Source organism: Caulobacter sp. GW821-FHT05F04, from assembly GCF_059419665.1.
On record NZ_JBWKSF010000001.1, the window covers coordinates 157,924 to 184,905 of the forward strand.

A 26,982-nucleotide genomic window follows, 5' to 3' on the forward strand; every position below is an offset into this window, starting at 1 on the left:
GCTAGTTAGCGGCCTTCTTGGGCCGTTTGGTCAGGCCGGACATCCCGCCAGAGGACAACAGACCGATGTCGGCGAGCAGGAAAGGGATCGCCCATTTGTGGGGCGCGGCAATGTAGCGCGGCTGCCAGACAGGGTCGTACTTGTCCTTGTACCGCCGCACGCCCTGGAAATTGTAGATCTCCTCGCCGCGCTCGTAGAGCAGCCGGCCCACGCGCGACATGATCGGCGCCAGCGGCCGATCCTCGAGCCCCGCCAGCGGGGCCATGCCGAACTCGAACGCCTGGTAGCCCTCGTCCTTGCCCCACTGCAGCAGCTCGACGAACAGGTAGTCCATGACGTTCTTGGGTGCCTCGTCGGAGTAGCGCATCAGGTCCATCGAGAACGCGGTCTTGCACGCCGTCAGCCACAGGGTGGCGAAGGCGACGATCTTGCCCTCCTCGTCACGCACCACCGCGACCGGGAACTCGGCCACGTAGCGCGGATCGAAGCCGCCCATCGAGAAGCTCTTCTCGCCGCCGGCGTGGTGGCTGAGCCAGGCGTCGGAGATCGCCTTCAGCTCGTCCATGATCGCCACAGCGGCGCCGACCGGCAGGATTTCGAAGGCCGCCCCGCCCTCCCCGGCCTTGCGCCAGTTGCGGCGCAGGACCTCGCGGCGGCGACCGGCCAGGCTGAAGGCCTCCAGCGGCACCGCGGCGCTTTCGCCTGTCTTCTGGATGGCCAGACCCAGGTCCACGGAGTCCGGCAGATCATCGGGACCCAGGCCGTAGAAGCCGGCCCGCGCGGCGTGGGCGTCGGCCAGTTCGCGGAAGCGCCAGAAGAGCTCCATGCGCTCCTCTTCCTTGCCGACCGGCGCGCCCAGAGCGATCCACGACCGCCCTCGCACGCCGAACATCAGGAAGCTCTCGCCCGAGGCCGAGAACAGGAAGCGCTTGTCGCCCAGCAAGGCAAGGTTGGCGCTGGGCTCGGCGTCCTGGGCCTTGGCCAGGATGGCGCGGACGCGGTCGAATTCCGGATCGGTGTCGTCGACCACGGCCGGCGTGGCGGCCGTGGCGACCAGTCGCCAGACGCCGACGGCCAGCAGCGCGATGGCCGCGGCGATCGACGAGCGGATGGCGCGGGCGGCCTCGTCATGGTCCTGCAGCACCCGGATCCAGGACTTGTCGGCGAATTCGGTGTGGTGGAACGACCACCAGCCCAGCAGGCTGGCCCCGATGATGGCGGCGGCGGCCGACAGCAGCCAGCCGGGCGTGATCTCCATCTTGGTCAGGGCCGCCTTGCGCGGAAAGGCGTCGTGGAACGGCAGGATGGCCAGGAAGCACACCGACAGCATGGCGGTCTCTTCCCAGTTCAGGCCCTTGAAGATCGCCAACACCGCCGAGGCGGCCAGCACGGCCAGCGCCGCCCACCAGGCCGCGCCCAGCCGCGCCCGCAGGCCGAACGCCAGCAACAGCAGGACCAGGCCCAGGATGGAGGAGAAGAAGTGGCTGATCTCGATCAGCAGGTCCGGCGCGAAGGCCAGCAACAGCAGGAAGCGGGTCGGTTCCGAGGGAGTCGCCCCCGAGGCCAGCAGCATGACGCCAGCCGACGCGGTCAGGATCGCCGCCAGGGTCGGAGCGATCGCCAGGGCCGCGGGCCTGAAAACTGTCGAGGACATCCAGATCCCGGAAGGACGAATCCCTCGCGGGATCCAGCAATGACACCTCCTATACCGCGCAAACCATGACAGGGTCACCGTCGCGGTTCGAGGGAAGATGCGAACGACCGTTTGAATCGACTTGCCGCCGTCGCCGGGCGGCGTAGTGTGGCGGCCAATAACCGTCCGACTAGGGAGATGAGACGATGGCCGACTTCGGGGGAACCGAGCTCGACGCCTTCCGCGCCGAGACCCGCGCCTGGCTCGAGGCTAACTATCCGCCGTCCCTGAACGCGCCGATGGGCGAGGACGAAGCCCCGTGGGGCGGCCGCAAGATGGTCTGGAAAAACCCGGACGCCAAGCTGTGGCTGGACCGCATGGCCGAGCGCGGCTGGACCGCGCCGATGTGGCCCAAGGAATATGGCGGCGGCGGTCTCTCCAAGGCCCAGAACAAGGTGCTGGAGCAGGAGCTGCGTCGCCTGAAGGCCCGCCCGGCCCTGATGAGCTTCGGAATCTGGATGCTGGGCCCGGTGCTGCTGGAATACGCCACCGAGGAACAGAAGCAGCGCTTCCTGCCGCAGATCGTGCGTGGCGAGACCCGCTGGTGCCAGGGCTACAGCGAACCCGGGGCCGGCTCCGACCTCGCCTCCCTGCAGACCAAGTGCGAGGACAAGGGCGACCACTACCTGATCAACGGCCAGAAGGTCTGGACCAGCTACGCCGACCAGGCCGACTGGATCTTCTGCCTGGTGCGCACCGACACCAGCAAGAAGCACGAGGGCATTTCGTTCGTGCTGTTCGACATGACCTCGCCGGGCGTCGAGGCCCGACCGATCAAGCTGATCAGCGGCTCCTCGCCCTTCTGCGAGACCTTCTTCGACAATGTGAAGGTCCCCAAGGACCAGTTGGTCGGCAAGCTGAACGGCGGCTGGGACATCGCCAAGCGCCTGCTCCAGTACGAGCGTCAGAACATCAGCGCCTCGGGCTTCGGCGGCGGCGGCGGCCTGTCGCCCGTCGACGCGGCCAAAAAGGAGATCGGCGTCGACAGCGAAGGCCGCATCGCCGATGGCGACTTCCGCGCCCGCCTGGCCGCCCACTCGATGGACGCCCACGCCTTCATGCTGACCGTGCGCCGCGCCGAAGCCGAGTCCAAGCAGGGCTCGGGCCCCAGCGCCGCCGTCTCGATCATCAAGTACGCCGCCGCCAAGATGAACCAGGAGCGCACCGAGCTGCTGGTCGAGGCGCTCGGCTTGCAGGGCCTCGGCTGGGAAGGCGAAGGCTTCACGTCGGAAGAACTGGCCGCCCCCCGCGCCATGCTCCGCGCCAAGGGCAACTCGATCGAGGGCGGCACCAGCGAGGTTAACCTCAACGTCGTCGCCAAGCGGGTTCTGGGCCTGCTGGACCACCAATAGTCCGATGATCGAGTTCTGGTACGAATTCGCCTCGACCTACTCCTATCCGGCGGCCATGCGCATCGAGCGGCTGGCCGCCGACAAGGGGGTGGCCGTGGCTTGGCGGCCGTTCATCGTCGGCCCGCTATTCCATGAACAGCAGGGGCTGAAAGACAGTCCTTTCAACGCCTTCCCCGTGAAAGGCGAGTACATGTGGCGCGACCTGGAGCGGGTCTGCGAGCAGCAGGGCTTGCCCCTGCATCACCCCAGCCAGTTCCCGCGCAACAGCCTGCTGGCCGCCCGCGTGGCCCTGGTCGGACTGGAGGATGGCTGGACGCCTCAGTTCAGCCGCGCCGTCTACCAGGCCAACTTCGTCGACGACCTGGATATCTCCAGTCCCGAGGTTCTCGCCCCGCTGATCGCCGAGGTCGGCGCGGGTCCTGAACACGTCCTGGCCGCCGCTCAGTCCGATCCGATCAAGGCCCTGCTGAAGGACCATGTCCGCATGGCCAAGGAGCGCGGCCTGTTCGGCGCGCCCAGTTTCCTCACCGCCGACGGCGAGCTCTTTTGGGGCAACGACCGTCTGGAACAGGCCCTCGACTGGGCCGTCCGTCATCAATCCAGGGAGCACGCCTGATGGCCGTCCTGACCGAAGAACAGACCATGCTGCGCGACGCCGCCAAGGGTTGGGCCAGCGAAAGCGCCCCCGTCGGCGCCCTGCGCAAGCTGCGCGATGGCAAATCCAAGCAGAGCTTCGATCCCAACGCCTGGGCCGAGATGGGCCAGATGGGCTGGGCCGGGGTGATCGTGCCGGAGGACTATGACGGCTCGGCCTTCGGCTATCTCGGCCTGGGCCTGATCCTGGAGGAGACCGGCCGGACCCTGACCGCCTCTCCGCTGCTCTCCACCGCCATGATCGCCGCCTCGGCGCTTCAGCTGGGGGGTTCGGACGCACAGAAGTCGGCCTGGCTGCCCAAGATCGCCACCGGCGAGGCCGTCGCCACCCTGGCCGTCGACGAGGGCTCGCACCACAATCCGGCCCGCACGGCCCTGACCGCGACCAAGGGCGCTTCGGGCTTCGTGCTGAACGGGACCAAGACCTTCGTGCTGGACGGCGAGGCCGCCGACCTGCTGATCGTCGTCGCTCGCACCGGCGGCGCGGTGGGCTCGACCGAGGGCCTGACCCTGTTCCTGGTCGCCGGCGACGCGCCCGGCGTCGTCCGCACGCACCTTTCACTGATCGATTCGCGCGGCGCGGCCCGGATCGCCTTCGATGGCGTCGAAGTCGGCGCCGACGCGGTGCTGGGCGAGGTCGACAAGGGCTGGGCGGTGCTGGAGCCGGTCCTGGACCGCGCCTATGCCGGCCTGGCGGCCGAGATGCTGGGCAGCGCCTCGGCGGCCTTCGATATCACCCTGGACTACATCAAGACCCGCACCCAGTTCGGCCAGGTCATCGGCACGTTCCAGGCCCTGCAGCACCGCGCCGCCAAGTGGTTCACCGATATCGAGACCACGCGCTCGTGCGTCGAGGCCGCCCTGGAAGCCTTTGATGCTGGTGGCGACACCCGGGCGCTCGCCTCCCTCGCCAAGGCCAAGGCCAGCGAACTCGTCCATCTGGCCAGCAACGAGATGGTCCAGATGCACGGCGGCATCGGCATGACCGACGCCCACGACGCCGGCCTCTACATGAAGCGCGCCCGCGTCACCGAGGCCCTGTTCGGCGGCGCCAGCTTCCACCGCGACCGCTACGCGCGGCTGATGGGTTTTTGACCCAAAGCTACCCCCAGCCCTGGGGATAGGCCGCCTCCGCGAGGTCCGGATACCGTCGTTCTCGTACTGACGGAGCGGGTCTCGCGGGGAGCGGGCCAAAGACGGCTTCCGTCCAGGGGAGCCATCATGACCAAGACCATCGCCGCCAATTTTGCCCGATTTGGCGCCATGCTGGGCCTCGCCCTCATCGCCACCAGCGCCCGGGCCCAGCTGCAGCTCAGCTACCCGGCCGACGCGACCATGACCTGCGACCAGATCAGCGCCGAGATGGTCCGCATGGACCAGATGATGGGCGTCTCCAACAACGCCATCGCCAGCGCCGAGGCCGGCGCGCGCGGGGCCGAGACGGCCGCCAGCCTAGGCGTCAACGCCGCCCTGTACAGCGGGGCTCTGGGCCGCGTCCCGGGTCTGGGTATGTTCGCCAACGCCGCCGCGGCCCAGGCCAAGGCCGCCGCGGCCGCCAAGGCTCAGCGCGAAGCCCAGAACATCCAGCTCGCCCAGCAGCGCCGGGCGGTCATGGGCGGCCTCTATCAGGGCAAGTGCGGCGCGGCCGCCGTCACGCAAGTCTCGGCCGCCATGACCACCGCCGCGCCGACCGCGTCCGCCGCGCCGAACCTGCTGGCCACGACCCAGGAAGTCTCCTTGCGCGGCGCCGCCTCGCCGACCGGCGCGATCGTCGGCAAGGTCAAGGCCGGCGGCGCGGTCTATCCGACCGGCCAGCGCAACGGCGTCTGGATGGAAGTCGACGACGAGAACGGCGCCCGGGGCTGGATGTCCTCGGCCTTCGCCAAGCCGAAGTAGTTCTGAACGGCGGAGGTGCTCGGCGGTGCGCCTCCAACAAGGCCCGTGGCGTACGAACCTTCGCCTTCCGGGTAGCTGACGAGGGCTCGCACGCGTGGGACCAGATCGCTCGAATCCCTCCCGTCCCCGGGTCAGGTTCGGCGGCCTGGGGCGCGGGAACCGCCGCCCGCGCCAACGGCTCTTCCTTGCGGTTCCCCGATCGCAGGAAGGCCGCCCATGCCCGACGCCGGTCAAGGCAAGAGCGAGACAGGGCCAGGGGCGACCTCGCCACCGACCGCCAGAGCGGGAGCCAACAGCTCCCCGCCCGTCCCATTCCTTGTTCCGCACCATCTTCAAGCCGCCCTTTCGAGGCGGCTTTTCCTTTGCCCGTTTCAGATCAATTCAAGTCGCCACGCACCTAGATTGAGTAGTTATGTCGACCACCCGACAGACACTCAAAATGCCAAATGATGGCGAAAAGCAGACTGTTTCGTGGACTCTTCTGTTTTTACGACCGTCCTGACTGCATTGTGTCGGCTAAGCGACGGCGCCCAGCAACGCCCCCACCTATAGCTTGAAACCCTTGCCGTGAGACGGCGTTCGATTCCGCATGACTGGGCCGTTGGCGACCTTGAAGAACCGCTTGCTTTCCGCGCTGCCGTCCGAGGACAGGGCCCTTCTCGCGCCACATCTGTCCGCGATCGATCTGGAGAAGGGGCGTCTTCTCCATGATCCGGGCGACCAGATCGATCAGGTCTATTTCCCGAACGATTGCGTCATCTCGCTGATGACCCTGATGGAAAACGGCGCGGCCATCGAGTCGGCCACCATCGGCCGCGAAGGCGCTCTGGGCCTGATGGCCGCCGTCGCGCCGCGACAAGCTCTGAGCCGCGCCATCGTCCAGGCTCCGGGCTCGACCCTGCGGATCGCCGCTGCGCCCCTGCATGAGGTCTGGAGGCGAAGCGCCGCGCTGCGCGATCTGGTGGATCGTCATAACGAGGCGCTGTTCGGTCACGCCATCCAGTCGGTGGCCTGCAACGCCCTGCACGCCGTCGAGGCTCGTTTCTGCCGCTGGCTGCTGGGCTGCCATGACCGCATCGACAGCAACACGGTCAACCTGACCCAGGAGTTCCTGGCCGACATGCTGGGCGTCCAGCGCACGACCGTCACGGCCGTCGCCGGTTCGCTGCAGAGCAAGGGCCTGATCCGTTATCGCCGCGGCGTGGTCGACATCCTGGACCGCGACGGCCTCGAAGCGATGGCCTGCGAGTGCTACGGCGCCGTGCGTCGCGGCTACGAGCGGCTCCTGCCGGCGTCTTTCGCCGGCTAGAGCCGGGGCTAGCGCCGGCGAGACGGCGCGGGCGCGTGGGCCAGCCGCAGCAGGTTGGCGGCGCCCGGCGCGCCGAACGGCGTCCCGGCCACGACCAGCAGGCGTTCGCCCGGCGCGACGAGACCCAGCTCCAGCGCCTTGCTCGACGCGTCGGTGGTCACGACCTCCAGGCTGTCGGGCTGGGCGCTGACGCGCGGCTCGATCCCCCAGCACAGGGTCATGCGGCGCACGGCGTTGATGTCGGGCGAAAGCGCCAGGACCGGCTGCAGCGGGCGTTCGCGGGCCAGGCGACGCGCGGTCGCACCCGTGGTGGTGAAAGCCACCAGGCATTTGGTCGAGCCGGACTTGGCCGCGCCGGCGGCGGCGACCACCAGCACGTCGGCGTCGTCATCGTCGTGGCGCTGTTCGGCCTGCATCAGCTCGGGCCAGCGCGGGTCGCGTTCGACGCGCTCGATGATGCGGTTCATCATCGAGACCGACTCCTCGGGATAGTCGCCGGCCGCCGACTCCGCCGACAGCATCACAGCGTCCGCGCCCTCGTAGACGGCGTTGGCCACGTCCGAGGCTTCGGCGCGGGTCGGGGTCGGCGAGCTGATCATCGACTCCAGCATCTGGGTGGCGACGATCACCGGGATGCCGCGCTCGCGCGCCGCCCGCAGGATTTCCTTCTGGGCCACCGGCACCTCTTCCGGGGCCATTTCGACGCCGAGGTCGCCACGGGCCACCATCACCCCGTCGCAGAGGTCGAGGATCGGACCCAGCACCTTCAGGGCCTGGGGCTTCTCGATCTTGGCCAGCACGGCGGCGCGGCCTTCGACGATCCGGCGCAGCTCGGCCATGTCCTCCGGGGCCTGCACGAACGACAGGGCGATCCAGTCGACGCCGAGGCGAAGCGCGAAGGCCAGGTCCTCGCGGTCCTTAGGCGTCAGGGGCGACATCGGGATGACGACGTCCGGCACCGCCACGCCCTTGCGTTCGGACAGCTTGCCGCCATTGACCACGGTGGTGTTGGCATAGCCCGGACCGGCGTCGGTCACGGTCATGCGCAGCTTGCCGTCGTCCAGCAGCAGGGTCGCGCCGGGCCGCATGGCGGTCAGGATCTCCGGATGCGGCAGATGCACCCGCGTTTCGTCGCCCGGGGTGGGGTCGCTATCGAAGCGGAAGGCCTGGCCGGCCTTCAGCATGACCGGACCTTCGGCGAACTTGCCGACGCGCAGCTTGGGGCCTTGCAGATCGGCCAGGATGCCCAGCGGGCGGCCCACGGTCTTCTCGGCCTCGCGGATCGCCGCATAGACGGCCGCGTGGGTCTCGTGGGCGCCGTGGCTGAAGTTCAGGCGGAAGACGTCCGCCCCGGCCCTGGCCAGGGTGACGATCATTTCCGGCGTGCTCGAGGCCGGACCGAGGGTGGCGACGATGCGCGAGCGACGGGCGCGGATCATGCCGTCGCTCCTTCCTGGTCTTGGGTCAGCCCGGCGGACAGAAGGCGTCGCCCTCGTTGGAGGCCAGCCTGATTTCGGTGAATGACAACGTCATGCGTCCGGCGGTGGACAGCGCGAAGGGGGACGAAACATGCGTCATGTCCGCGCCCTTGGCCCTGAAGCAGGAAAGTTTGATCTTGGCCGTATGCCATTCGCCGCGTTTCACACCTGACAACGTTGACGTAACGTCTACCGTCGCACCGCAGGATTCGCCACAGGCCAAACCCAGGGACACCGGTTTCTCTGGGGACGCATCCACCCTGTACCGGATCGTCACCGCCATGTCGCCAGTGGTCTGGCGCGAGAGATCGACCGGCGGGCCGGCGATCGTCAGGCTCCCCGGCCCCTCCCCGCTCCACGTCGCCCGACGGGCGTTCTCCTGCGCGCCGGCGTCGATGGTCTTCAGCGAAACGGCCCCGCTGGCGTTCAGGGCCCACGGCGGCGGCGCGCGGCCGGCGGCGAAATAGCGGTCCACATTGACCGCCGCCGTCGAAGCGACGCCGGCGTCTTCGGACAGCACCGCGACCTTGCCGGGCTTGGCGTAGCTCAGGCCGTAGCCGTAGGCGAACTGCGGATCATAGTTCTTGTCGCCAATATTCAGCGGCTCCTGGTCGGCCCGCTTGGGCCACGAGAACGAGAGCTTGCCCCGGAAGTCATGGCGCGGCTTGCCCGCCTTGTCGCCGATCAGCACGTCGGCGACACCGCCGCCTTCCGAGCCCGGCAGCCAGGCCGCCACGAAAGCGTCCGAGGCGTTGATCTCGGGATTGGTCCACAGCGGGCGGCCGCTCAGGAACACCGAGACCACGGGGATCCCGGCCGCCTTCAGCTTCCTGAGCAGGGCCAGGTCGGTCTTGTCGCCGGGCTGGTACTCGACATTGGCGATGTCGCCCTGGAACTCGGCATAGGGGTTCTCGCCGAACACCACGATGGCGACGTCGGGCTTTTGCTTGTAGTCGCCCGTGACCGACAGCTCGGCGCCGCCCCCGCCGGCCTTCACCGCCTCGGCGACGCCGGCATAGATCGACTGGCCGTTGGGGAAGTCGCTGTTCTTGTTGCCCGTGCCCTGCCAGGTCAGGGTCCAGCCGCCGGCGGCCTTGCCGATGTCGTCGGCGCCGTCGCCGGCGACCAGCACTTGGGCCGAGCTCTTCAGCGGCAGGACGCCGCTATTCTTCAGCAAAACGAGCGACTTGCGGACCGCCTCGCGGGCCACGGCGCGGTGCGCGGGCGAGCCCAGCAGCTCATATTTGCCCTCGAGCGGGCGCTTGTCCTCGAACAGGCCCGCCTTGACCTTGACCCGCAGGATGCGCCGCACGGCGTCGTCGATCCGCGCCATCGGGATCTGGCCGGCCTTCACCTGGGCCAGGGTGTTGTCGTAGAGGCCCTTCCAGCTGTCGGGGGCCATGATCATGTCCATGCCGGCCAGATAGGCCTGGGCGCAGTTGGTGTTGGTGCAGCCCTCGACCTGGCCGTGGGCGTTCCAGTCGCCGACCACGAAGCCCTCGAAGCCCAGCCGCCCCTTCAGCACGTCGGTCAGCAGGCTCTTGTTGCCCGTGTGCTTGACCCCATTCCAGCTGGAGAAAGAGACCATCACCGACAGGATCCCCGCGTCGATGGCCGGCGGATAGCCGGCGGCGTGCAGGCGGACGAGATCGGCCTCGGAGATCTGGGCGTCGCCCTGGTCCTTGCCGCCCACGGTGCCGCCATCGGCCAGGAAGTGCTTGGCCGAGCCGGCCACATGGTTGGCGCCCAACGGCTTGCCGGCGATCAAAGGTCCCTGCAGGCCCAGGGTCATCGGGCCGGAATAGGCCTTCACCACTTCCGGGTCCTCGGCATAGCCCTCATAGGCGCGGCCCCAGCGCTCGTCGCGCGGGACGGCCACGGTGGGACCAAAAGTCCAGTCCGCGCCGGTCGCGACCATCTCCTCCGCCGTCGCCTCGCCGATGCGGCGGATCAGGTCCGGATCGCGCGCCGCGCCCAGGCCGACATTGTGCGGGAAGATCGTCGCGCCCACGACGTTGTTGTGGCCATGCACGGCGTCGACGCCGAACATGATCGGGATTTCCTGGTGACCGCCGCGCTTCTCCAGCGCCGCCGCGCGGAAGGCGCGGATCCACTCGACCCAACGCTGGGGCGTGGCGCGGTCATTGCCGTCCGGCGCGCTGTTGCCGCCGACCAGCACCGAGCCCAGGCGATACTTCGCCAGCTCTTCCGGCGTGATCGACGCGCCATCGGCCTGGATGGTCTGGGCGACCTTCTCCTCGACGGTCATCTGGCTCATCAGCTTGGTGATGAAGGCCTCGGTTCGGGCGTCGGTGATCGTCGCGGGACTGTGGGCCTTGGGCCAGACGCTCGGATGGGCCGTCGCGGCGTTCTGCGCCAGGGTCGTTCCCGTAAGGCCGCCGGCCAGGATCAGGGCCAGGGCGGACGCGCGGACGAGGCTGGATGCGGACATGGTTCTTCCCAAGGATACGCCGCCCCCGGGCGGATCGCGTGAATTGAAGGGGAAAAGCGCTCGACGCGGCGCTTGCGGGAAACCGCGCCGAGCGAAAGATAAAGCGGTTCAGGCCCGCTTGGAGGGGAGTGATCGTGCGTCGAACAGAACGACGCGACGGGCGCTGTCGGGCGAAGTCATTGGCGTTTCCTCCGACGCCGCCTTCGTGGACGACCGTCTTGATCGAACTGATGTCGCGCCGATGGGACAGCGCTGTCAAGGTCAATATGATTGCGGTAACACCTAACGGACGGCTCCATCGCCTTAGCGGGGCGCCTGTCCGGTGGACTCTCGGACCACCAGCTCGAAGTCGAGAACCCGTGAGGGCGGCGGCGCGCCCTCCTCCTGTTCCACGCCGTGCATCAGCATGTCGGCGGCGGCGCCGGCCATGGCGAAGATTGGCTGGCGCACGGTGGTGAGCTGCGGCCAGGTGATCTTGGCGCCCGGCGTGTCGTCGAAGCCGGCGACCGACAGCTGGGCAGGCAGGTCCAGGCGCATGCGGTTGGCCACGGCCATCACGCCCAGGGCCATGTCGTCGTTGGAGGCGAAGATCGCGGTCGGACGATCGGCGCCGCCCAACAGCTTCTCGGCCGCGTCGAAGCCCGAGCGGAACGAGAAGAAGCCCTGCTCCACCCGGTCATCGCGGACGATCAGGCCGCTGTCGCGCATGGCGTCCAGGAAGCCCTGGTGGCGCAGGTGCGAGGCGCCGTGGTCGGGGTGGCCGATGATGAAGCCGATGTCGCGGTGGCCCAGCCCGATCAGGTGCTTGGTCATCTCGTAGGCGGCCAGGCGATCGTCCATGCTGACCCACGGGGCGCGGTCCATATCGCCGCCCGGCGCGATGCGGACATAGGCGACGCCCGCCTGCTCCAACGCGGAGAGCACCAGTGGATGGTCGCTGAGCGGCGGGGTCAGGATCACCCCGTCCATGCGCAGGGTGGCCAGCATCGGCTGGACCTGTTCCTGGATGTCGCCCGTCGAGTCGATCGGCTCGACGATCAGGTGGAAGCCCTCCTGCCGGCACCGCGCGATGGCCCCCAGTTGCACGTCGGTGACGTAGCCGGGGCTGGGGTTGTCGAAGAAGACGCCGATCAGATAGGCCTTCGAGCCCGCCAGGCTGCGGGCCGAGATGTTGGGCCGATAGTTCAGCGCCGCCACGGCGGCCTGCACCCTGTCACGGGTGTCGGCCTTGACGTTGGGCTCACGGTTGAGGACCCGCGAAACGGTCTTGATCGAGACTCCGCTCTCGCGGGCCACATCGTGGATCGTGACTTTGGCGCTCAATTCCGTCCCTCGTCGCGCCGATTCTCTCCGGCGTGGCGGATACTAAGCCATGACAGGGTTGTCATGGCGAGCCCCAAGAAGACGACTACGAAACCGCCGCCCGGCCCTCCGGCGTCATCGCCACCGCCGCGCCGATCAGGGCGGTGTGCGGATGCAGGATGACGTGGGTCGGAATGGACTGGGTATAGTGCGACAGGCGGCCCTTGGCGTCGAAGCGCTCGCGGAACGGGCTCGTCTCCAGGATGTCGATGATCCGGGGGGCGATGCCGCCGGCGATGAACACGCCGCCGCGCGCGCCCAGGGTCAGGGCGATGTCGCCGGCCGTCGAACCCAGCACCGCGCAGAAGCGGTTCACCGTGGCCAGGCTGTCGGCGCAGCCCTCGATCGCGCGCTCGGTGATCTGCTTGGCGGCAAGGGTCTCGACCTTGCGCCCCTCGGCTTCGGCCAAGGCCACGTGCAGGTCTTCCATGCCAGGCCCCGACAGGATGCGCTCGACCGACACGCGGCCGCCGTCCAGTTGCTTGGTCAGGGCGCGCAGCACCTCGATCTCGATCGCGTCGACCGGCGCGAAGGCGACGTGGCCGCCCTCGGTGGCCAGCGGGATCTCCTGGCCGTGACGACGCACCAGGCCAGCGACGCCGAAGCCGGTGCCCGGACCGAGGATGGCCAGATCCCCCTCGCCCGAGGTCGGCAGATGACCGACCTGGCGCAGGTCCTTGGGACTCAGGCGCGGCGCGGCCAGGGCCTGGGCGGTGAAGTCGTTGATCAGCTTGGCGTTCCGGAAACCGCCGGCGCGACGCAGGCTGTCCTCCGAGATCCGCCAGTCAAGATTGGTCATATGGACCGAGCCGTGCTCGATCGGGCCGGCCACGGCCACCACCGCCTGGTCGGGATGGCGGACGCCGACCTTCTGCAGGTAGTGCTCAATGGCGTCCTCGGCCGTGCCGTAATCCTCGCCCTTGTAGGTGGTCGGCTCGATCAGGCGCGGGTCCTGACCGTCGAATTCGACCAGGGCGAAGCGGGCGTTGGTGCCGCCGATGTCGCCGACGAGGCCGAGCCCCACGCTGTGATTGCCGTCCATGACGATGCGCTTCCTCAAGCGAAGACGGACGCGCCGGCGTCGGCGGCGCCGACCCCGCTGCGCATCCATCCAAACAGTTCCCTACCAAAGCCCGGCTTGGACGCCGGGACGTTCGCTGGCGTACGGGCGCGCAGAACCGCCTCGTCCACCAGGATCTTCAATTCGCCGGTCTCGGCGTTGACGCTGATCACATCGCCGTCCTGGACATAGGCCAATGGCCCGCCCTTGGCGGCTTCCGGCGTCACGTGGATGGCGGCCGGGGTCTTGCCCGAGGCGCCGGACATGCGGCCGTCGGTGACCAGGGCGACCTTGTAGCCCCGGTCCAGCAGCACCGAGATCGACGGCGACAGGTTGTGCAGTTCCGGCATGCCGTTGGCCGACGGGCCCTGGAAGCGGACGACCACCACGACGTCGCGGTCTAGTTCGCCGCGCTTGAAGGCCGCGATGAAGTCTTCCTGCTCCTGGAACACGGCGGCCGGGGCGGTGATCACGTGGTGCTCGGGCTTCACGGCCGAGATCTTCATGACGCCCCGGCCGAGGTTGCCGGCCAGCAGGCGCAGGCCGCCCTCGGGGCTGAACGGATCGGAGACCGGACGGACGATGGCGGTGTCCAGGCTCTCGGTCGCGCCCTCGCGCCACTTCAGAACGCCGTCCTCGAGGTGCGGCTCCTGGGCGTAGAGCGAAAGGCCTCGGCCGGCGATGGTCTGGACGTCCTCGTGGACGAGACCGGCCTTCAGCAGCTCACGGATGATAAAGGCCATGCCGCCGGCGGCCTGGAAGTGGTTCACGTCGGCGGCGCCGTTCGGATAGACCCGGGCCAGCAAGGGCGTGGCCTTGGAGATGTCGTCCAGGTCCTCCAGCGTCAGCTGGACACCGGCCGCGTGCGCCATGGCGACGATGTGCAGGGCCAGGTTGGTCGAGCCGCCGGTGGCCATCAGGCCCACCACGCCATTGACGATCGACTTCTCGTCGATCATCCGGCCGACCGGGATGAACTCATTGCCCTTGTTGGTCACGGCGGCGGCGCGGCGCGCGGCTTCCTTGACCAGGGCCTCGCGCAGCGGCGTGTTCGGATGCACGAAGGCGGAGCCGGGCAGATGGAAGCCCATCAGTTCCATCAGCATCTGGTTGGTGTTGGCCGTGCCGTAGAAGGTGCAGGTGCCGGGACCGTGGTAGCTGGCCTGCTCGGCTTCCAGCAGCTCGGCGCGGCCGACCTTGCCCTCGGCGTAGAGGGCGCGGATGCGGGCCTTCTCCGAGTTTGGCAGACCGGAAGTCATCGGACCGGCGGGCACGAACAGGGCCGGCAGGTGGCTGAAGGTCAGGGCGCCGATCACCAGGCCCGGCACGATCTTGTCGCAGACGCCGAGGTAGAGGCCTGCGTCGAAGGCGTCGTGGGTCAGGGCCACGGCCGTGGCCATGGCGATGACCTCGCGCGAGAACAGCGACAGCTCCATGCCCGGACGGCCCTGGGTGACGCCATCGCACATGGCCGGCACGCCGCCGGCGAACTGCGCGGTGGCGCCGACCTCGCGGGCCGCGGCCTTGATCAGCGCGGGATAGGCTTCCAGCGGCTGGTGGGCCGACAACATGTCGTTATAGGCCGAGACGATGCCGATGTTCGGCGCGTTCGGGTCCAGGGCGCGGACCTTGTCAACGCCCGGCGAGGCGGCGAAGGCGTGCGCCCAGTTGGCGCAGGACAGCTTGGCCCGCCCCGGCTGGCTGTCGATCGCGTGCTGCATGTTGGCAAGGTAGGCCGCGCGGCTGTCCTTGCTGCGCTCGACGATGCGGGCGGTGACTTCAGCGATGACCGGGTTCAGGCTCATGGCGATTACTCCGCCCAGAGGATGCGGACCTTGGCGCGGTCCTGGTTCAGAATGGCGGCGATCGGCAGGGTCGGGTCGACCTCGCCGTCCAGCAGGGCGCGCTTGGCCTGGCCGGTGATCAGCAGCACGATCAGCGCCGACTGGGTCAACGCCTGGAAGGTCAGGCTGATCCGGGGAATGTCAGGGGCCGGATCGCCCGGCGGCACGGCCAGCACCAGTCGGTCGGACTCAGGGTCGAGACCGCGCGCCAGCACCGGCGAGCCGGGGAACAGCGAGGCGAAGTGGCCGTCGGGACCCATGCCCAGCAGCACCGCGCCGAACGGCGTGGCGGACGCGACGCCGGCCTGGGCCTTCAGCGCCGCCTCCTCATGGCCGACGCCTTCGAAATACAGCGGCGAGAAGCCGGCGCTGGCCGCGCGCCCCCTCAGCAGGTGACGGCGCACCAGGCCTTCGTTGCTGCTGGGATCGGTCGGCGGGACCCAGCGCTCGTCGGTCAGGGTGACCATGACCTTGTCCCAGGGCGCGGTCAGGGTCGCCAGGCGATCATAGACCGGGGCCGGCGTGGAGCCGCCCGTCGCCGCGAAGCCGGCCAGGCCATGCTCGGCCACGGCCGTGGTCAGGGCCTCGACGATGGTCGAGGCGGCGGCGTCGTAGAGCGCCTCGCGGGTCGGGAAGGCTTCGATCTCGGGCTTGGGAAGCGAGGATTGGGCCATGATCACGCCTTCCAGGACCGACCGCCGGGCGAGATCAGACCCTGCGCCGACTGCGGCCCCCAGGTGCCCGCCGCATAGTGCGCCGGCTCGATATTGGCGTCGGCCCAGGCGGCCGAGACGTCGTCGATGAACTTCCAGGCGGCCTCGACCTCGTCGCGGCGCACGAACAGCGTGCTGTCGCCGCGGAAGACGTCCAGGAACAGCTTCTCATAGGCGATGCGGCGGCGGCCGCCGCTCTGGCTGAACGACAGCGACAGCGGCAGCGACTGCAGGCGCATGCCCTCTTCCGACAGGCCCGGGCGTTTGTTCATCACGGTCAGGATGATGTTCTCGTCCGGCTGCAGGTCGATGACCAGGCGGTTCGAGCACAGGTCGCCGCTGGTCGCCGCGCCGAAGATGTTGTGCGGCAGTGGCTTGAACTGCACGACGATCTGGGTGCGACGGTCGGGCAGGTTCTTGCCGGTGCGCAGGAAGAACGGCACGCCGTCCCAGCGCCAGTTGTCGATCGCCACCTTCATGGCCACGAAGGTCTCGGTCTTGGTGGGCTTGCCGACTTCGTCGACATAGCCGACCCGCGCGGAGCCCTCGACGACGCCGGCCACGTACTGGCCGCGCACGGTGTCGTGGGCGACGCTGTCGCGCGTGAAGGGACGCAGGCTGCGGAGAACCTTGACCTTCTCGTCACGGACGGCGTCGGCGTCGAAGCCCGACGGCGCTTCCATGGCCACCAGGCACAGCAGCTGCAGCATGTGGTTCTGCACCATGTCCCGCAGCGCGCCGTACTCGTCGTAATAGGGCCAGCGGTCGCCGACCTTCTCGGTCTCGGCAATGGTGATCTGCACGTGGTCGATGGTGTTGCGATCCCACAGCGGCTCGAACAGCACGTTGGCGAAGCGCAGGGCGGTCAGGTTCTGGACCGTCTCCTTGCCCAGATAGTGGTCGATCCGGAAGATCTGGCTTTCGTCGACGATCGCGCCGACCGCTGCGTTGGTCTTCCTGGAGCTTTCCAGGTCGCGGCCGATCGGCTTTTCGAGAACCAGACGGGTGGTCGGACCGGTCAGGCCGGCCGCCTGCAGCGCCACGCAGGCCGCGCCATACAGGCTGGGCGACAGCGAGAAGAAGATGACCATGGTCTCATGCGGGCCGATCCGATCGGCCAGACGCTTGGTGTCCTCTTCCTTGGTGATGTCGACGGCGACATAGTCGAGACGGGCGGCCAGGCGGTTCCAGGCCGCCTCCTCCACCGTGGCGCGCTTGCCCAGCTGTTCGCGGACCAGGGCCTTGTAGCTCTCGGGCGTATGCTCCGCGCGGGCCACGCCGACGATGCGCAAGTCGTGCGGCAGCAGTCGGTCGACTTCCAGGAAATACAGCGAAGGCAACAGCATTCGCAGGGCCAGATCCCCCGCTCCGCCCAGCAGCACCAGCACTTCGCGCCCGTTATCGGCGTCTTGGTTCTTCTTAGCCAATGTCGTCCACCCTATGACAACGTTGTCATGACATGCTTGCGGCGGAAAGGCAAGCGGTCGCCAGCCGCCAGCCCCTCCGGGCCTTCGCGCCGGCCCTAACTAGGCTAAACGCCTGGCGCCCGCCATAAGACCAATCCGCTTTTGGCGGGTGAATTTTCGATGACGCGGGCCGGCGAGAGGGCGGTCGTGCCTCGTCATCCGGCCAAAAACGGCTTTCCGTGGAAGCCCCTGCCCTATTTGCCCGCGCGGGCGGGCGAGCCGGCGGGCTGGCCGGTGCGGAACCTGTCCTTCATCCGCCCGATCCAGCCGTTGAAGGCCTCGTTGTCGGCGGTGACGCGACTGAAGTCCGAAGGCGACAGCGATTCGACGTTCATGCCCTGCAGCGCGACGCGCAGGCCGTCGGGGTTGCCGGCGCTGTCGACAAAGCCCGACCAGCGCGCGCGCAGGCGGGCCAGGGAGGCGTCGTCGTCGGCCAGGCTGTAGGCCACGGCCGACCGCAGCAGGCGGGCTTCGTCGCCCGCGCTCAGCGCGCCCGGGGTCTTGAAGCGATCGCCCAGCGAGCGTTCGTACAGCGCCCCGGCTGTCGGCCAGGTGTGCTGCTTCCAGGCGATCTCGGCGCGGATCTCTTGGCCGTCGCGGCTGTTGTCCTTGTCGATCAGCTCCAGCGCGTCGTCGAAGCGGCCCAGGCCCATCAGGGCGCGGGCGGTGGCCAGGCGCCGTTCGACATTCAGGGCCGGCGGCAGGATGGTGGTGCGGGTCGCGTTGATCGCGTCCAGCGCGTCCTCCGGCTTCTTGTTCATCAGGTAGATCCAGGCCAGGTCGGTGGCGACCTGGGCCTTGGGCACGCCGTTCAGGCGGTTGTCGACCTGGTACTTCAGCAGCTTGCCGGCGTCGTCCAGCAGATCGACGTCGACCAGGCGGCGCACCAGGTTGCGGACCATCTGGTCGCCGTCGGCGCCGATCGGGGTCAGGTCCTGGAAGTCGTAGAACAGGCCCACGGCCTGGACCGGCTGCATGCCGTCGGCCAAGCCTTGCAGGAACAACTGCCGGAAGGTGTTCGACAGGTCGTTCTGCAGCGCCACGGCTTCGGGGCGGTCGGGCAGTTGGCGGCCGGCCGAGCGCAGCACTTCCAACGCCTCGCGATAGCGGCCCTGGTCGATATAGAGACGGCCCAGCGAGCGGATCACCTCCAGTTCGACGCCGTCGCCGCGCCAGCGATAGCGCAACTGGTTCAGCGTCTCGGCGGTCTTCTGGGCGGTGATCTGGCCCTTGGCGTAGCCCAGCTCGGTCGCGTGCAGCATGGCCGGGGTGGCGATGCGGTCGTACGGGGCCTTGGCGATGGCCTCGAACATGCGGCGGGCGCGGACTTTCTCGCCCTTGGCCTCGAAGGCGCGAGCCTGGGTCAGGCGGATGTCCAGTTGGTCCTCGACCGGGACCTTGGGCACGGCCAGGGCCTGGTTGATCAGCTGCATCGCGCCGGTCACGTCGCCGACGCCGAGCGCGGCCTGGGCCTGGGCGTGCAGGAAGCGCGCGCGCCAGGTCGGCGGGAACAGATCGAGGGCCCGGCCGCCGCCGGCGAACTTGGCGCGAGCGTCGGCCCACTGGCCTTGCTTGGCGGAGATGTAGCCACGCCACAGGGCGCTGGACGGATCGTCGGACAGCACGGGCGAGGAGAAATCGGCGTCGGCCTCGGTCAGGCGGCCAGCGAACACCTTGGCCACGCCGCGCAGGCCGCGGAACTCGGCGTCGCCCAGCAGGGTCTGGTGCTTGCGGCCCGCGGCGTTGAGCACGCCGATCGCTTCGAACGACATCTGCGAGCCGACCAGGAAGCGGGCCAGCGACATGCGGGCGGCGCGGTCGCTGTCCTTGCCCTCGCCGTCGGGCGCGGCGGCGACGGCGCCCTGCAGGGCGTTGTAGCGCGCCAGGAAGCCGCCCGAACCGGTCTTGGGCCAGTTGTCGAGGTCGATCAGGGCGGGCATCGACATCGGCTGCGGCGCGCCGGCGGCGGCGGCTTCCGGCGGGGTGTTGGCCGAGATCGGCGAGAGGATCAAGCCTTTGGGGCGGCCGATGCGCAGCAGGTCGCCGCTGGCCTGGACCACCAGGTCGCTGGCATAGGCCTCGGCGGCCAAGCCCTGCGCCGACTGCAACAGCGCCATCTCGACATAGTCACGGCGCGACGGCAGCCCCTTGGACGGCGCCAGGGCCGGGGCCACCATCAGCTTGTCACCGACGGCGGGATCGTCGACCCAGACCGGCTTGGTGACGCCCGAGACGGCGGCCGACAGGGTGGCCGGGCGCACGCTCTCGTCGCGCGCCACCTTGATGACGTCCGGCGCTTCCTGCGTCCCCGGACCCAGGCTGATCTTCCACAACCCACCCTGCCCTTCGGCCACGTAGGGCGTGCCGGACGGGGTGACGATGCGCAGCGCCGCGTAGTCCGCGCCCTTCAAGGCCTGGATCTTGGAATAGCGGATGCTAGACGACGGCAGTTTGGAAATATCCAGCCGCGCGGGCGTGTCGAACACGATCCACACCGCCTCTCCGCGCCGGAAGACAGCGGCGCCGGCCGGCGCGGCCCAGTCGAACGACAGCGTGACCTGCTGGTCCTCGCGGTCGAAGCCGACCTTGACCACGCCGCCGGCGGGCATCGGATTGGGACGGCCGATCGGAGCGGCCGGCGGCGGCGTCTGGCTGGCCGGCGGTGCGCCGGGACGGGCGAACAGATTGACGAAGTCGACGCCGTCGGCGTTGCCGAGCCGGGCGTCGGCGTCATCCGTCAGTGTAATGATAATTTCCAGCGCGCCATTGATGTGGCGGGCCTCCGAGGCCTTCAGCCAGCGCGGCGGCGCGATCTTCAGGGTCGAGAGATCGGGATTGGCGTCGCGGCTGAACCGCAGCACCAGGGTCTGGCCCTCGCGATGGGAAACGAGCTTCGCGCCGCCGCTCCAGTGGAACTCGATGCGCGAGAAGTCCGCCGCCTGCGCCACGCGCACGTCCAGCGACGCGCGCGCCGCGGGCGGCGGCGGCGCGGCGTACACGGACGGCGCCAGCGTCCCCGCGATGACCGCGGCGGCGACGCTGGAGCGCAGGAGCTGGCGAAGGGTCATGGGCCTCCCTTAACCGGCCTTCTTGGGGGCGGACTTGGCCTTGGGCGCGGCGGGATCCGCCGCACCGGCGAGGCCGGCGTCCGCCTGTTGCTTGTTCGGCGCGGCGCCGGGAGCGGCTGGCGTGGCGGCGTTGTCGGCGATCGCGGCCTTGCCCTTCTCGACCACCGGATTGGCCATGCGCGAGGCCAGGCGTTCGGTCAGGATCTTGGCGTCGCCCGGGGTCATGTTGGCCAGGATCTGCGACAGGGCCCGTTCCTTCATCTTGGCGGCGATCGGCAGGCGCACCTCGTCCGACAGCAGGGTCATGCGGGCGGCGGCGTCCTTGGGCTTCATGCCCTGATAGACCGTGACCAGGCGATCGACCTCGGCCTGCTTCTGGGCGTCGACCTGGCCCAGCAGGCCCGAGATGTCGCCCTTCAGGCCGGTCAGGGCCTTCATCTTGGCGTCGAGCTTGGCTTCGGCGGCGGCCAGCAGCTGCAGCTGGACGTCGATGTCCTGCTCGCGCTGGTCCAGCTGGCCGCGACGGGCGCCCAGGCTCTGCAGCACGCGCAGCTCGGCGGGCGAAAGGCCGGCCTCCTTGGCCAGGGCGTCGGCCGACGGGGCGCAGACGCGCGGCGGCGGCGCGTTGGCGGCGGCTGGCTGGCCGGTGCCCTCGGCCGACGGAGCCTCTTCGCCGCCCTTGGCGTCCTTCTTGTCGGCGACGCCCTCGGCGAAGGCCTTGGCCCCGCTCATCAGGTCGGGCAGCGACTTGGCGCCGGCCATGGCGTTGATCGCCAGCACCCCGCCGACGGCGACGCCGACCAGGGGGAGGATGCGCGGAACGTTCTTCATCGGCGGGGAGCCCTGGGGTTGGCGGACGGGCTTTCGCCCGGTCCGTCGAAGAGGTCATCATCGATCCGCGCCCGTGAACGCGGCGTTTCGTTGGTCTGTCTTGGCGCGACGCCGGGACGCGAAGTCGGGCGCGAAACGGGTTCGCCGCGGGCGGCGCGCTCGACGCGGTCCTCGCGGTCCAGCAGGCGCTCGAAGTCGGCGGCCGACAGGCGGCGCTCCTCCTGCGGGGTGGGGGCCGGCGGCGTCTCGCGGCTCAGGCGCGGCGCGGGACGCTCGTCCGGAGCTTGCGCCCGCGGCTTCGCCCCCAAAGTCGGCGCGGACGGCGGACGGTCGACGATCTCGCCCAGCTGGGCGGCCAGGGCCTGGGCGCGCTCGATCCGCATCGCCAGGGTCTCGGCGGCTTCGTCGGTGGCCGCGCGCAGGTCGGCCAGGCCCTGTTCGGCGCGGGCCGCGGCGTTGTCCAGATCGGCCACCGCCTTGGCGAAGCCCTCATGGCTGTCGCGCAGCGCCTTCAGGCGACGATCGAGACGCCAGCCGAAGGCCAGCGCCGCGATCAGCAGCACGGCCAGGAACCCGTTCATGGCGAAGGCGACGAGGCTCATTTCAGCTTCTGCACGGCCTTCTTGGCGGCGGGCGTCAGCGGCGCCTCGGCCCGCACGGCGATCGAGTGGTTGCGGCGGCCCATGCGGCCGCGCGTCAGCGGGATGGCCCCCGCGCGCAGCTCGACCAGGCTGTCGGGCGTGGCGTTCAGCATCAGCGTATCGCCGATCTGCATGTTTAGCACGCGCGACAGCGGCACCTGCTGTTCGTCGAGCACGGCGCGGACCTCCATCTGCGTGGTCCACAGCTCGGTGGCCAAGTGGCCTTCCCAGATGTTGTCGCGGCCGAACTTCTCACCCATGAACTGCTGCAGCAGCATCTTCCGGATGGGTTCCAGCGTGGCGTAGGGCAGCAGCAGCTCGATGCGGCCGCCGCGGTCCTCCATGTCAATGCGCAGCTTGACCAGGATCGCGGCGTTGGCCGGCCGGGCGATGGCGGCGAAGCGCGGGTTGGTCTCCAGGCGGTCCAGCGAGAAACTGACCGGATGCAGCGGCTCGAAGGCGCTCTTCAGGTCATGCAGCACCACCTCGATCATCCGCTGCACCAGCACGCGTTCGATCGTGGTGTAGGGACGGCCCTCGATGCGCATCGCGGCCGTGCCGCGACGGCCGCCCAGCAGCACGTCGACGATCGAATAGATCAGGTTGGAGTCGACCGTCAGCAGGCCGTAGTTGTCCAGCTCCTCGGCCCGGAACACCGCCAGGATGGCCGGCAGCGGGATCGAGTTCAGATAGTCGCCGAAGCGGATCGAGCTGATGTTGTCGAGGCTGACCTCGACGTTGTCGGACGTGAAGTTCCGCAAGCTGGTCGTCATCAACCGCACCAGGCGGTCGAAGACGATTTCCAGCATCGGCAGGCGCTCGTACGAGACCAGCGCCGAGTTGATGATGGCGCGGATGCCCGTGCGGTCCTCGCCGCCGTCGCCGGAGAGATCGAAGCCCAGCAGGCTGTCGATCTCGTCCTGGTTCAGGATGCGCTCGGAGCCGCCTTCGCCGGCGCCGTCGTCCCAGCCGCCCATGCCGCCGGAAAAGTCGCCGAATTCGTTCGTGCCGCCGCCTGCGTCGCCTTCACCGAAGGCGCCGGGGGGATTTTGCGAGGCCCATTGGGCCATCGCGGCCTGATCGTCGATTTCGTCCGCCATGATGGTTCGCCCAACCGGCCCGAAGGCTAGTTGATCAGCATCTCCTCGATGAGGACCGCGTTCACCTTGGCCGGCGCGGCGACCAGGTTCACTCGGCGCAGCAGCTCGTAGCGCAGCTGGTAGGTGCCCTGGCTGCCGTTCAGATCCTCCGGGCGCAGCTCGCGCAGGAAGGCCTGGAACATGTCCTGGAGCCTGGGCAGATTCGGCGTCAGCTCCTCGGCCGTGTCTTCGTCCGGCAGCTCGAAGGTCAGTTTCAGCTTCAGGAAGGTCGACTTGCCGTCGGCGGTCTGCATGTTCACGACGATGTCGGGCAGGGTGTAGAAGACCACGCCGTCGGGGCCTTCCTTGATCACCGGCGCGGGACCGCCGGCCGCGGCCGCGCCGCCCTCGCCTTCCTTCTTCTCGCCGTGACCGCCCTTCTCTTCCTTCTTTTCCTTCTTCTTTTCCTTCTTTTCAGCCCCGTGCTCGCCGGCTTCGGCGGCCGGCTTCGGCTTCATCAGGAAAAAGGCCGCAGCCCCGCCACCGCCCAGAACGAGGACGCCCGCGGCGATCGCGATGATCAGGATCGGCGGCTTCTTTTTCGCCGGAGCTTCGCCCTCGGCGCCGTCTTCGCCTTCGGGAGCCGGAGCTTCCTTTTCGGGTTTCTTGGCCACGCGCGCGGTTCCTTGGAATCTATACCCGTACACATGCGGGGCACATGGTTAACGATCTGTTCTTGAGGCCATTTGGTCGCAGGCTGAATCTGCCCGGCAGACTCCGACCAACACCCGGTCGTTAACCTTCCTATTCGTTGAATTATAAAGATTTTTGGCGCTGGCACGAAGGTTGCTTCAAGGGTTTCGGCGCATTTGTCGCGCCAGCCGCCCGAGTTAACTCGCCATGGACAACGCGCTCTACGTCGGCCTCTCGCGTCAGATGACGCTGCGCCGCCAGCTCGACATCGTGGCCAACAACATCGCCAACGCCAACACGACCGGCTTCAAGACCGAGGACCTGATGGTCCGCACGGAACAGGCCAAGCCGGCCAAGACCCTGGACGGCGCCTCGCCGGTGAAGTTCGTGCTGGACGACCGCGTCGCCCGCGACTTCACGCAGGGCGCCATGACCAAGACGGGCGGCGATTTCGACCTCGCCATCGAGGGGACCGGCTTCTTCCACGTCCAGACCGCCGCCGGCGATCGCTATACCCGCGACGGCCGCTTCACCACCAATCCGGAAGGCCAGCTGGTCACCCAGGAAGGCGCTCAGGTGCTGGACGACGGCGGCGGCCCGCTGCTGATCGACCCGACCCTGGGCCCTGTCTCGATCGGCAAGGACGGCACGGTCAGCCAGGGCGCGGTCCGCGTCGGCCGCCTGGGCGTGGTCCGTCCCGACGACCTGGCCTCGATGGCCAAGGACGGCGACAACCTCTACCGCAACACCGCCAACACCACCCTGCAAGCCGCGCCGGACGCCCGCGTCCACCAGGGCATGCTGGAATCCTCGAACGTCCAACCGGTTGTCGAGATCACCAAGCTGATCGAGATCCAGCGCGCCTACGAGGGCGTCGCCAAGATGATGGACAACACCGCAGAACTTTCGCGCAGCGCCGTCGAGCGTCTGGGCAAGCTGAATTAAGGGGCCTAGCCGATGCAAGCTCTCCGCACCGCCGCTTCGGGCATGTCAGCGCAACAGCTGAACGTCGAAGTCATCTCCAACAACATCGCGAACATGAACACCGTTGGCTTCAAGCGCCAGCGGGCCGAGTTCCAGGATCTGCTCTACCAGCAGGTGGAGCGCGCCGGGTCGCAGTCGTCCAGCAACGGCAACATCGTCCCGACCGGCGTCCAGGTCGGCGGCGGCGTCAAGGCCGGCTCGGTCTACCGTATCACCGAGCAGGGCACCCCGACCCTGACCGACAACCCGCTGGACGTCGCCATCCAGGGCAAGGGCTACCTGCAGGTTCTGCTGCCCTCGGGCGAAACGGCCTATACCCGGGCCGGCAACTTCTCGACCAACGACCAGGGCCAGATCGTCACCGAGGACGGCTACACTGTCCAGCCGGGCATCACGGTCCCGCAGAACACCACCGACATCACGATCAGCAAGACCGGCCTGGTGCAGGTCAAGCTGGACGGCCAGCCGCAGCCGCAGACCATCGGCCAGCTGCAACTGGCCACCTTCATGAACGAAGGCGGCCTGGAGCAGATCGGCGACAACCTGCTGCTGGAAACCGCCGCCTCGGGCGCCGCCACCCTCGCCGCCCCCGGCGAGCCGGGCTTCGGCGTCCTGATGCAGCACTACACCGAAGCCTCGAACGTCGACGCGGTGACGGAAATCACCTCGCTGATCACGGCCCAGCGCGCCTACGAGATGAACTCGAAGGTGATCACCACGGCCGACCAGATGCTCCAAGCCACCTCGCAGCTGCGGTCGTAAGCGCATGAAAGCCTTCCTCCTCGCCGCCGCCGCCACGCTGGTGATCAGCGCCCTCTCCGCCCCCGCCCATGCCGGCGCGCCGGTCAGCCTGCGGATGGACACCACCGACGCCGACGGCCGCATCACCCTGGGCGACCTGTTCGACGGCGTCAGCGGCCCGGCCGCCGACATCGTCGTCGCCGCCCGCATGGGTCCGACGGCCGTGCTCGAGGCCGGCCAGGTGCAGGTTTCGGCCCGCCGCGCCGGTTTCGACTGGACCAACAGCAACGGCATCCGCCGCATCATCGTCCGCGAAGGCCAGGACAACGGTGGCGTCTCGGCCGGCGGCAAGACCCTGGCCGGCGCGGCGCGCGGCAATGTGGAAGTTCTTGCCTACGCCCGCAGCATCATGGCCGGCGAGATCGTCCAGCCTCAGGACCTCGTCTGGGTAAAGATGGCCGGCGCCCCGATGGACGCCCCCCGCGACGCCGACGCCGTGATCGGCCTGGCCGCCAAGCGCCCCCTGCGTGAAGGCGCCGCAGTCCAGAGCCGCGACGTGGCCGCCGCCCAGGTCATCAAGACCGGCGACCTGGTCACCATCACCTACGACGACGGCGGAATTTCCCTTTCGCTTCAAGGCAAGGCCATGGCCGCCGCCGCGACGGGCGACCTCTTCGCCGTTCAGAACACGCTCTCGAAGAAGATCATCCAGGCCGTCGCCACCGGCCCTGGCTCCGCAGCGGTCGGTCCGCAGGCCCAAGCCTTGCAAGCCCGTTCGCAACCCGTCCGTTTCGCCGCTCGCTAAGAGGTAGCCCACCCCATGCGTCGCCCCGTCATCATCGCCGCCGCCGTCCTGCTCGCGCCGCTGGCCGCCTGCTCCACCGTCACCGAAGCCGTGAAGGGTCCGCAACTGGCGCCGGTCGGCTATCCGGCCGAACTGGCCCCAATGCAGCAGCAATACGTCTCGGCCCGTGAACCCGCCCCGCAGGCGGCCTCGGCCAACTCGCTGTGGCGCGTCGGCGCCCGCGCGTTCTTCAACGACCAGCGCGCCAGCCGCGTCGGCGACATCGTCACCGTCATGATCGACATCGACGACAGCGCCAGCACCAAGAACCAGACCGCCAGCTCGCGCACCTCGAACATGAAGGCCGGCGTGCCGAACTTCCTGGGCCTGGAGTCCAGCCTGGGCAAGGTCCTGCCGGGCGGCTTCGATCCGGCCAACGCCGTGAACACCAACTCGGCCACCACCAACGCCGGCGCGGGCAGCGTCCAGCGCTCGGAAAAGATCAGCCTGACGATCGCCGCCGTGGTCAGCCAGGTGCTGCCGAACGGCAACATGGTCATCCAGGGCACCCAGGAAGTCCGCACCAACGCCGAGCTGCGCCAGCTGACCGTGGCCGGCATCGTGCGTCCGGAGGACATCTCCTCGGCCAACACCATCAAGCACACCCAGATCGCCGAGGCCCGCATCAGCTACGGCGGCCGCGGCGACATCAGCCGCGTCCAGAAGACCCCGGCCGGCCAGTCGCTGGTCGAGAAGTTCTCGCCGTTCTAAGCGCGGATATCCAAGCCCTGGCATAGGGCTGCAAGATCGTCGGGCGCGACCATCGCAAGGTGGTCGCGCCCGATGCGTTTCAGGAGCCATTCAGGTTCCACCTGCGTTGAT

22 protein-coding genes are annotated in these 26,982 nt (G+C 68.8%); 9 read left to right on the plus strand and 13 right to left on the minus strand.

The window, feature by feature from the left end:
* Position 1: 1 nt before the first annotated feature.
* Positions 2-1,654 carry a phosphatidylglycerol lysyltransferase domain-containing protein gene (locus AC07R7_RS00860; protein WP_494633654.1) on the minus strand — a complete coding sequence of 551 codons (1,653 nt, stop codon included), beginning with the start codon at positions 1,652-1,654 and terminating at the stop codon, positions 2-4.
* A 185-nt stretch (positions 1,655-1,839) separates the two neighbouring features.
* Between AC07R7_RS00860 and AC07R7_RS00865 the strand changes: the two genes are divergently transcribed.
* The 5 genes from AC07R7_RS00865 to AC07R7_RS00885 all read left to right on the plus strand — a co-directional run bounded on the left by AC07R7_RS00865 (position 1,840) and on the right by AC07R7_RS00885 (position 6,904).
* The gene (locus tag AC07R7_RS00865) at positions 1,840-3,045 is read left to right on the plus strand and encodes an acyl-CoA dehydrogenase family protein (protein ID WP_494633656.1); all 1,206 of its coding nucleotides are present in this window, start codon (positions 1,840-1,842) and stop codon (positions 3,043-3,045) included.
* A gap of 4 nt (positions 3,046-3,049) precedes the next feature.
* On the plus strand, positions 3,050-3,661 hold the full coding sequence (locus AC07R7_RS00870) for a 2-hydroxychromene-2-carboxylate isomerase (RefSeq protein ID WP_494633658.1): 612 nt from the start codon (positions 3,050-3,052) through the stop codon (positions 3,659-3,661).
* Positions 3,661-4,794, plus strand: coding sequence for an acyl-CoA dehydrogenase family protein (locus tag AC07R7_RS00875; RefSeq protein ID WP_494633660.1), 1,134 nt, complete (start codon positions 3,661-3,663; stop codon positions 4,792-4,794). Before AC07R7_RS00870 ends, AC07R7_RS00875 begins: the two co-directional genes overlap by 1 nt.
* 126 nt (positions 4,795-4,920) lie before the next feature.
* A complete protein-coding gene (locus tag AC07R7_RS00880; RefSeq protein WP_494633662.1) occupies positions 4,921-5,595 on the plus strand; it encodes an SH3 domain-containing protein in 675 nt (224 codons plus the stop codon).
* Positions 5,596-6,217: 622 nt separating this feature from the next.
* A complete protein-coding gene (locus AC07R7_RS00885) occupies positions 6,218-6,904 on the plus strand; it encodes a Crp/Fnr family transcriptional regulator (protein WP_492883651.1) in 687 nt (228 codons plus the stop codon).
* A gap of 8 nt (positions 6,905-6,912) precedes the next feature.
* On the opposite strand, the gene pyk is transcribed toward AC07R7_RS00885, so the two are convergent.
* From pyk to fliL, 12 genes are all read right to left on the minus strand, one after another.
* Entirely contained in the window at positions 6,913-8,343 is a 1,431-nt protein-coding gene (gene pyk / locus AC07R7_RS00890; protein ID WP_492883649.1) for a pyruvate kinase, read from the minus strand.
* Positions 8,344-8,368: 25 nt separating this feature from the next.
* The gene (locus AC07R7_RS00895; RefSeq protein WP_494633665.1) at positions 8,369-10,834 is read right to left on the minus strand and encodes a glycoside hydrolase family 3 protein; all 2,466 of its coding nucleotides are present in this window, start codon (positions 10,832-10,834) and stop codon (positions 8,369-8,371) included.
* 303 nt (positions 10,835-11,137) lie between these two features.
* The gene (locus AC07R7_RS00900) at positions 11,138-12,157 is read right to left on the minus strand and encodes a LacI family DNA-binding transcriptional regulator (RefSeq protein WP_494633667.1); all 1,020 of its coding nucleotides are present in this window, start codon (positions 12,155-12,157) and stop codon (positions 11,138-11,140) included.
* A gap of 85 nt (positions 12,158-12,242) precedes the next feature.
* A complete protein-coding gene (gene glk, locus AC07R7_RS00905) occupies positions 12,243-13,238 on the minus strand; it encodes a glucokinase (protein ID WP_494633669.1) in 996 nt (331 codons plus the stop codon).
* 14 nt (positions 13,239-13,252) lie between these two features.
* Positions 13,253-15,061: a phosphogluconate dehydratase gene (gene edd, locus AC07R7_RS00910; RefSeq protein WP_494633671.1), complete on the minus strand. Its 1,809-nt coding sequence runs from the start codon at positions 15,059-15,061 to the stop codon at positions 13,253-13,255.
* A 5-nt stretch (positions 15,062-15,066) separates the two neighbouring features.
* Entirely contained in the window at positions 15,067-15,774 is a 708-nt protein-coding gene (pgl, locus tag AC07R7_RS00915) for a 6-phosphogluconolactonase (RefSeq protein ID WP_492883639.1), read from the minus strand.
* 2 nt (positions 15,775-15,776) lie between these two features.
* A complete protein-coding gene (gene zwf / locus AC07R7_RS00920; protein ID WP_494633673.1) occupies positions 15,777-17,240 on the minus strand; it encodes a glucose-6-phosphate dehydrogenase in 1,464 nt (487 codons plus the stop codon).
* Positions 17,241-17,473: 233 nt separating this feature from the next.
* A complete protein-coding gene (locus AC07R7_RS00925; protein WP_494633675.1) occupies positions 17,474-20,347 on the minus strand; it encodes a tetratricopeptide repeat protein in 2,874 nt (957 codons plus the stop codon).
* A 9-nt stretch (positions 20,348-20,356) separates the two neighbouring features.
* Complete coding sequence (locus AC07R7_RS00930) at positions 20,357-21,178, minus strand: MotE family protein (RefSeq protein WP_494633677.1); 822 nt, start codon at positions 21,176-21,178, stop codon at positions 20,357-20,359.
* Positions 21,175-21,780, minus strand: coding sequence for a DUF6468 domain-containing protein (locus AC07R7_RS00935; protein ID WP_494633679.1), 606 nt, complete (start codon positions 21,778-21,780; stop codon positions 21,175-21,177). The genes AC07R7_RS00930 and AC07R7_RS00935 overlap by 4 nt, the downstream gene beginning before the upstream one ends.
* Positions 21,777-22,919 (minus strand): flagellar motor switch protein FliM, encoded by a 1,143-nt coding sequence (gene fliM, locus AC07R7_RS00940; protein ID WP_492883629.1) that lies wholly within the window; start codon positions 22,917-22,919, stop codon positions 21,777-21,779. The genes AC07R7_RS00935 and fliM overlap by 4 nt, the downstream gene beginning before the upstream one ends.
* A gap of 26 nt (positions 22,920-22,945) precedes the next feature.
* The gene (gene fliL / locus AC07R7_RS00945; RefSeq protein ID WP_099579784.1) at positions 22,946-23,572 is read right to left on the minus strand and encodes a flagellar basal body-associated protein FliL; all 627 of its coding nucleotides are present in this window, start codon (positions 23,570-23,572) and stop codon (positions 22,946-22,948) included.
* A gap of 226 nt (positions 23,573-23,798) precedes the next feature.
* Here fliL and flgF point away from each other — a divergent pair, with 226 nt between their 5' ends.
* From flgF to flgH, 4 genes are read left to right on the plus strand one after another with little or no spacing between them, the layout of a single operon-like run.
* Positions 23,799-24,536 carry a flagellar basal-body rod protein FlgF gene (gene flgF / locus AC07R7_RS00950; protein WP_492883627.1) on the plus strand — a complete coding sequence of 246 codons (738 nt, stop codon included), beginning with the start codon at positions 23,799-23,801 and terminating at the stop codon, positions 24,534-24,536.
* A 12-nt stretch (positions 24,537-24,548) separates the two neighbouring features.
* Positions 24,549-25,337, plus strand: a complete 789-nt coding sequence (gene flgG / locus AC07R7_RS00955; RefSeq protein ID WP_492834715.1) for a flagellar basal-body rod protein FlgG — start codon at positions 24,549-24,551, stop codon at positions 25,335-25,337.
* Positions 25,338-25,341: 4 nt separating this feature from the next.
* Entirely contained in the window at positions 25,342-26,121 is a 780-nt protein-coding gene (flgA, locus tag AC07R7_RS00960; protein ID WP_494633682.1) for a flagellar basal body P-ring formation chaperone FlgA, read from the plus strand.
* Between the two features lie 15 nt (positions 26,122-26,136).
* Positions 26,137-26,871: a flagellar basal body L-ring protein FlgH gene (flgH, locus tag AC07R7_RS00965; protein WP_125156479.1), complete on the plus strand. Its 735-nt coding sequence runs from the start codon at positions 26,137-26,139 to the stop codon at positions 26,869-26,871.
* Positions 26,872-26,982 lie beyond the last annotated feature (111 nt).

Coding starts and splice junctions, on each gene's coding strand:
- pgl (WP_492883639.1), bottom strand. CDS start 15,774: ATGGCCCAATCCTCGCTTCCCAAGCCCGAGATCGAAGCCTTCCCGACC.
- AC07R7_RS00865 (WP_494633656.1), top strand. CDS start 1,840: ATGGCCGACTTCGGGGGAACCGAGCTCGACGCCTTCCGCGCCGAGACC.
- glk (WP_494633669.1), bottom strand. CDS start 13,238: ATGGACGGCAATCACAGCGTGGGGCTCGGCCTCGTCGGCGACATCGGC.
- AC07R7_RS00860 (WP_494633654.1), bottom strand. CDS start 1,654: ATGTCCTCGACAGTTTTCAGGCCCGCGGCCCTGGCGATCGCTCCGACC.
- flgF (WP_492883627.1), top strand. CDS start 23,799: ATGGACAACGCGCTCTACGTCGGCCTCTCGCGTCAGATGACGCTGCGC.
- AC07R7_RS00875 (WP_494633660.1), top strand. CDS start 3,661: ATGGCCGTCCTGACCGAAGAACAGACCATGCTGCGCGACGCCGCCAAG.
- AC07R7_RS00935 (WP_494633679.1), bottom strand. CDS start 21,780: ATGAGCCTCGTCGCCTTCGCCATGAACGGGTTCCTGGCCGTGCTGCTG.
- flgG (WP_492834715.1), top strand. CDS start 24,549: ATGCAAGCTCTCCGCACCGCCGCTTCGGGCATGTCAGCGCAACAGCTG.
- AC07R7_RS00895 (WP_494633665.1), bottom strand. CDS start 10,834: ATGTCCGCATCCAGCCTCGTCCGCGCGTCCGCCCTGGCCCTGATCCTG.
- AC07R7_RS00930 (WP_494633677.1), bottom strand. CDS start 21,178: ATGAAGAACGTTCCGCGCATCCTCCCCCTGGTCGGCGTCGCCGTCGGC.
- pyk (WP_492883649.1), bottom strand. CDS start 8,343: ATGATCCGCGCCCGTCGCTCGCGCATCGTCGCCACCCTCGGTCCGGCC.
- flgA (WP_494633682.1), top strand. CDS start 25,342: ATGAAAGCCTTCCTCCTCGCCGCCGCCGCCACGCTGGTGATCAGCGCC.
- AC07R7_RS00870 (WP_494633658.1), top strand. CDS start 3,050: ATGATCGAGTTCTGGTACGAATTCGCCTCGACCTACTCCTATCCGGCG.
- AC07R7_RS00880 (WP_494633662.1), top strand. CDS start 4,921: ATGACCAAGACCATCGCCGCCAATTTTGCCCGATTTGGCGCCATGCTG.
- edd (WP_494633671.1), bottom strand. CDS start 15,061: ATGAGCCTGAACCCGGTCATCGCTGAAGTCACCGCCCGCATCGTCGAG.
- flgH (WP_125156479.1), top strand. CDS start 26,137: ATGCGTCGCCCCGTCATCATCGCCGCCGCCGTCCTGCTCGCGCCGCTG.
- fliM (WP_492883629.1), bottom strand. CDS start 22,919: ATGGCGGACGAAATCGACGATCAGGCCGCGATGGCCCAATGGGCCTCG.
- AC07R7_RS00925 (WP_494633675.1), bottom strand. CDS start 20,347: ATGACCCTTCGCCAGCTCCTGCGCTCCAGCGTCGCCGCCGCGGTCATC.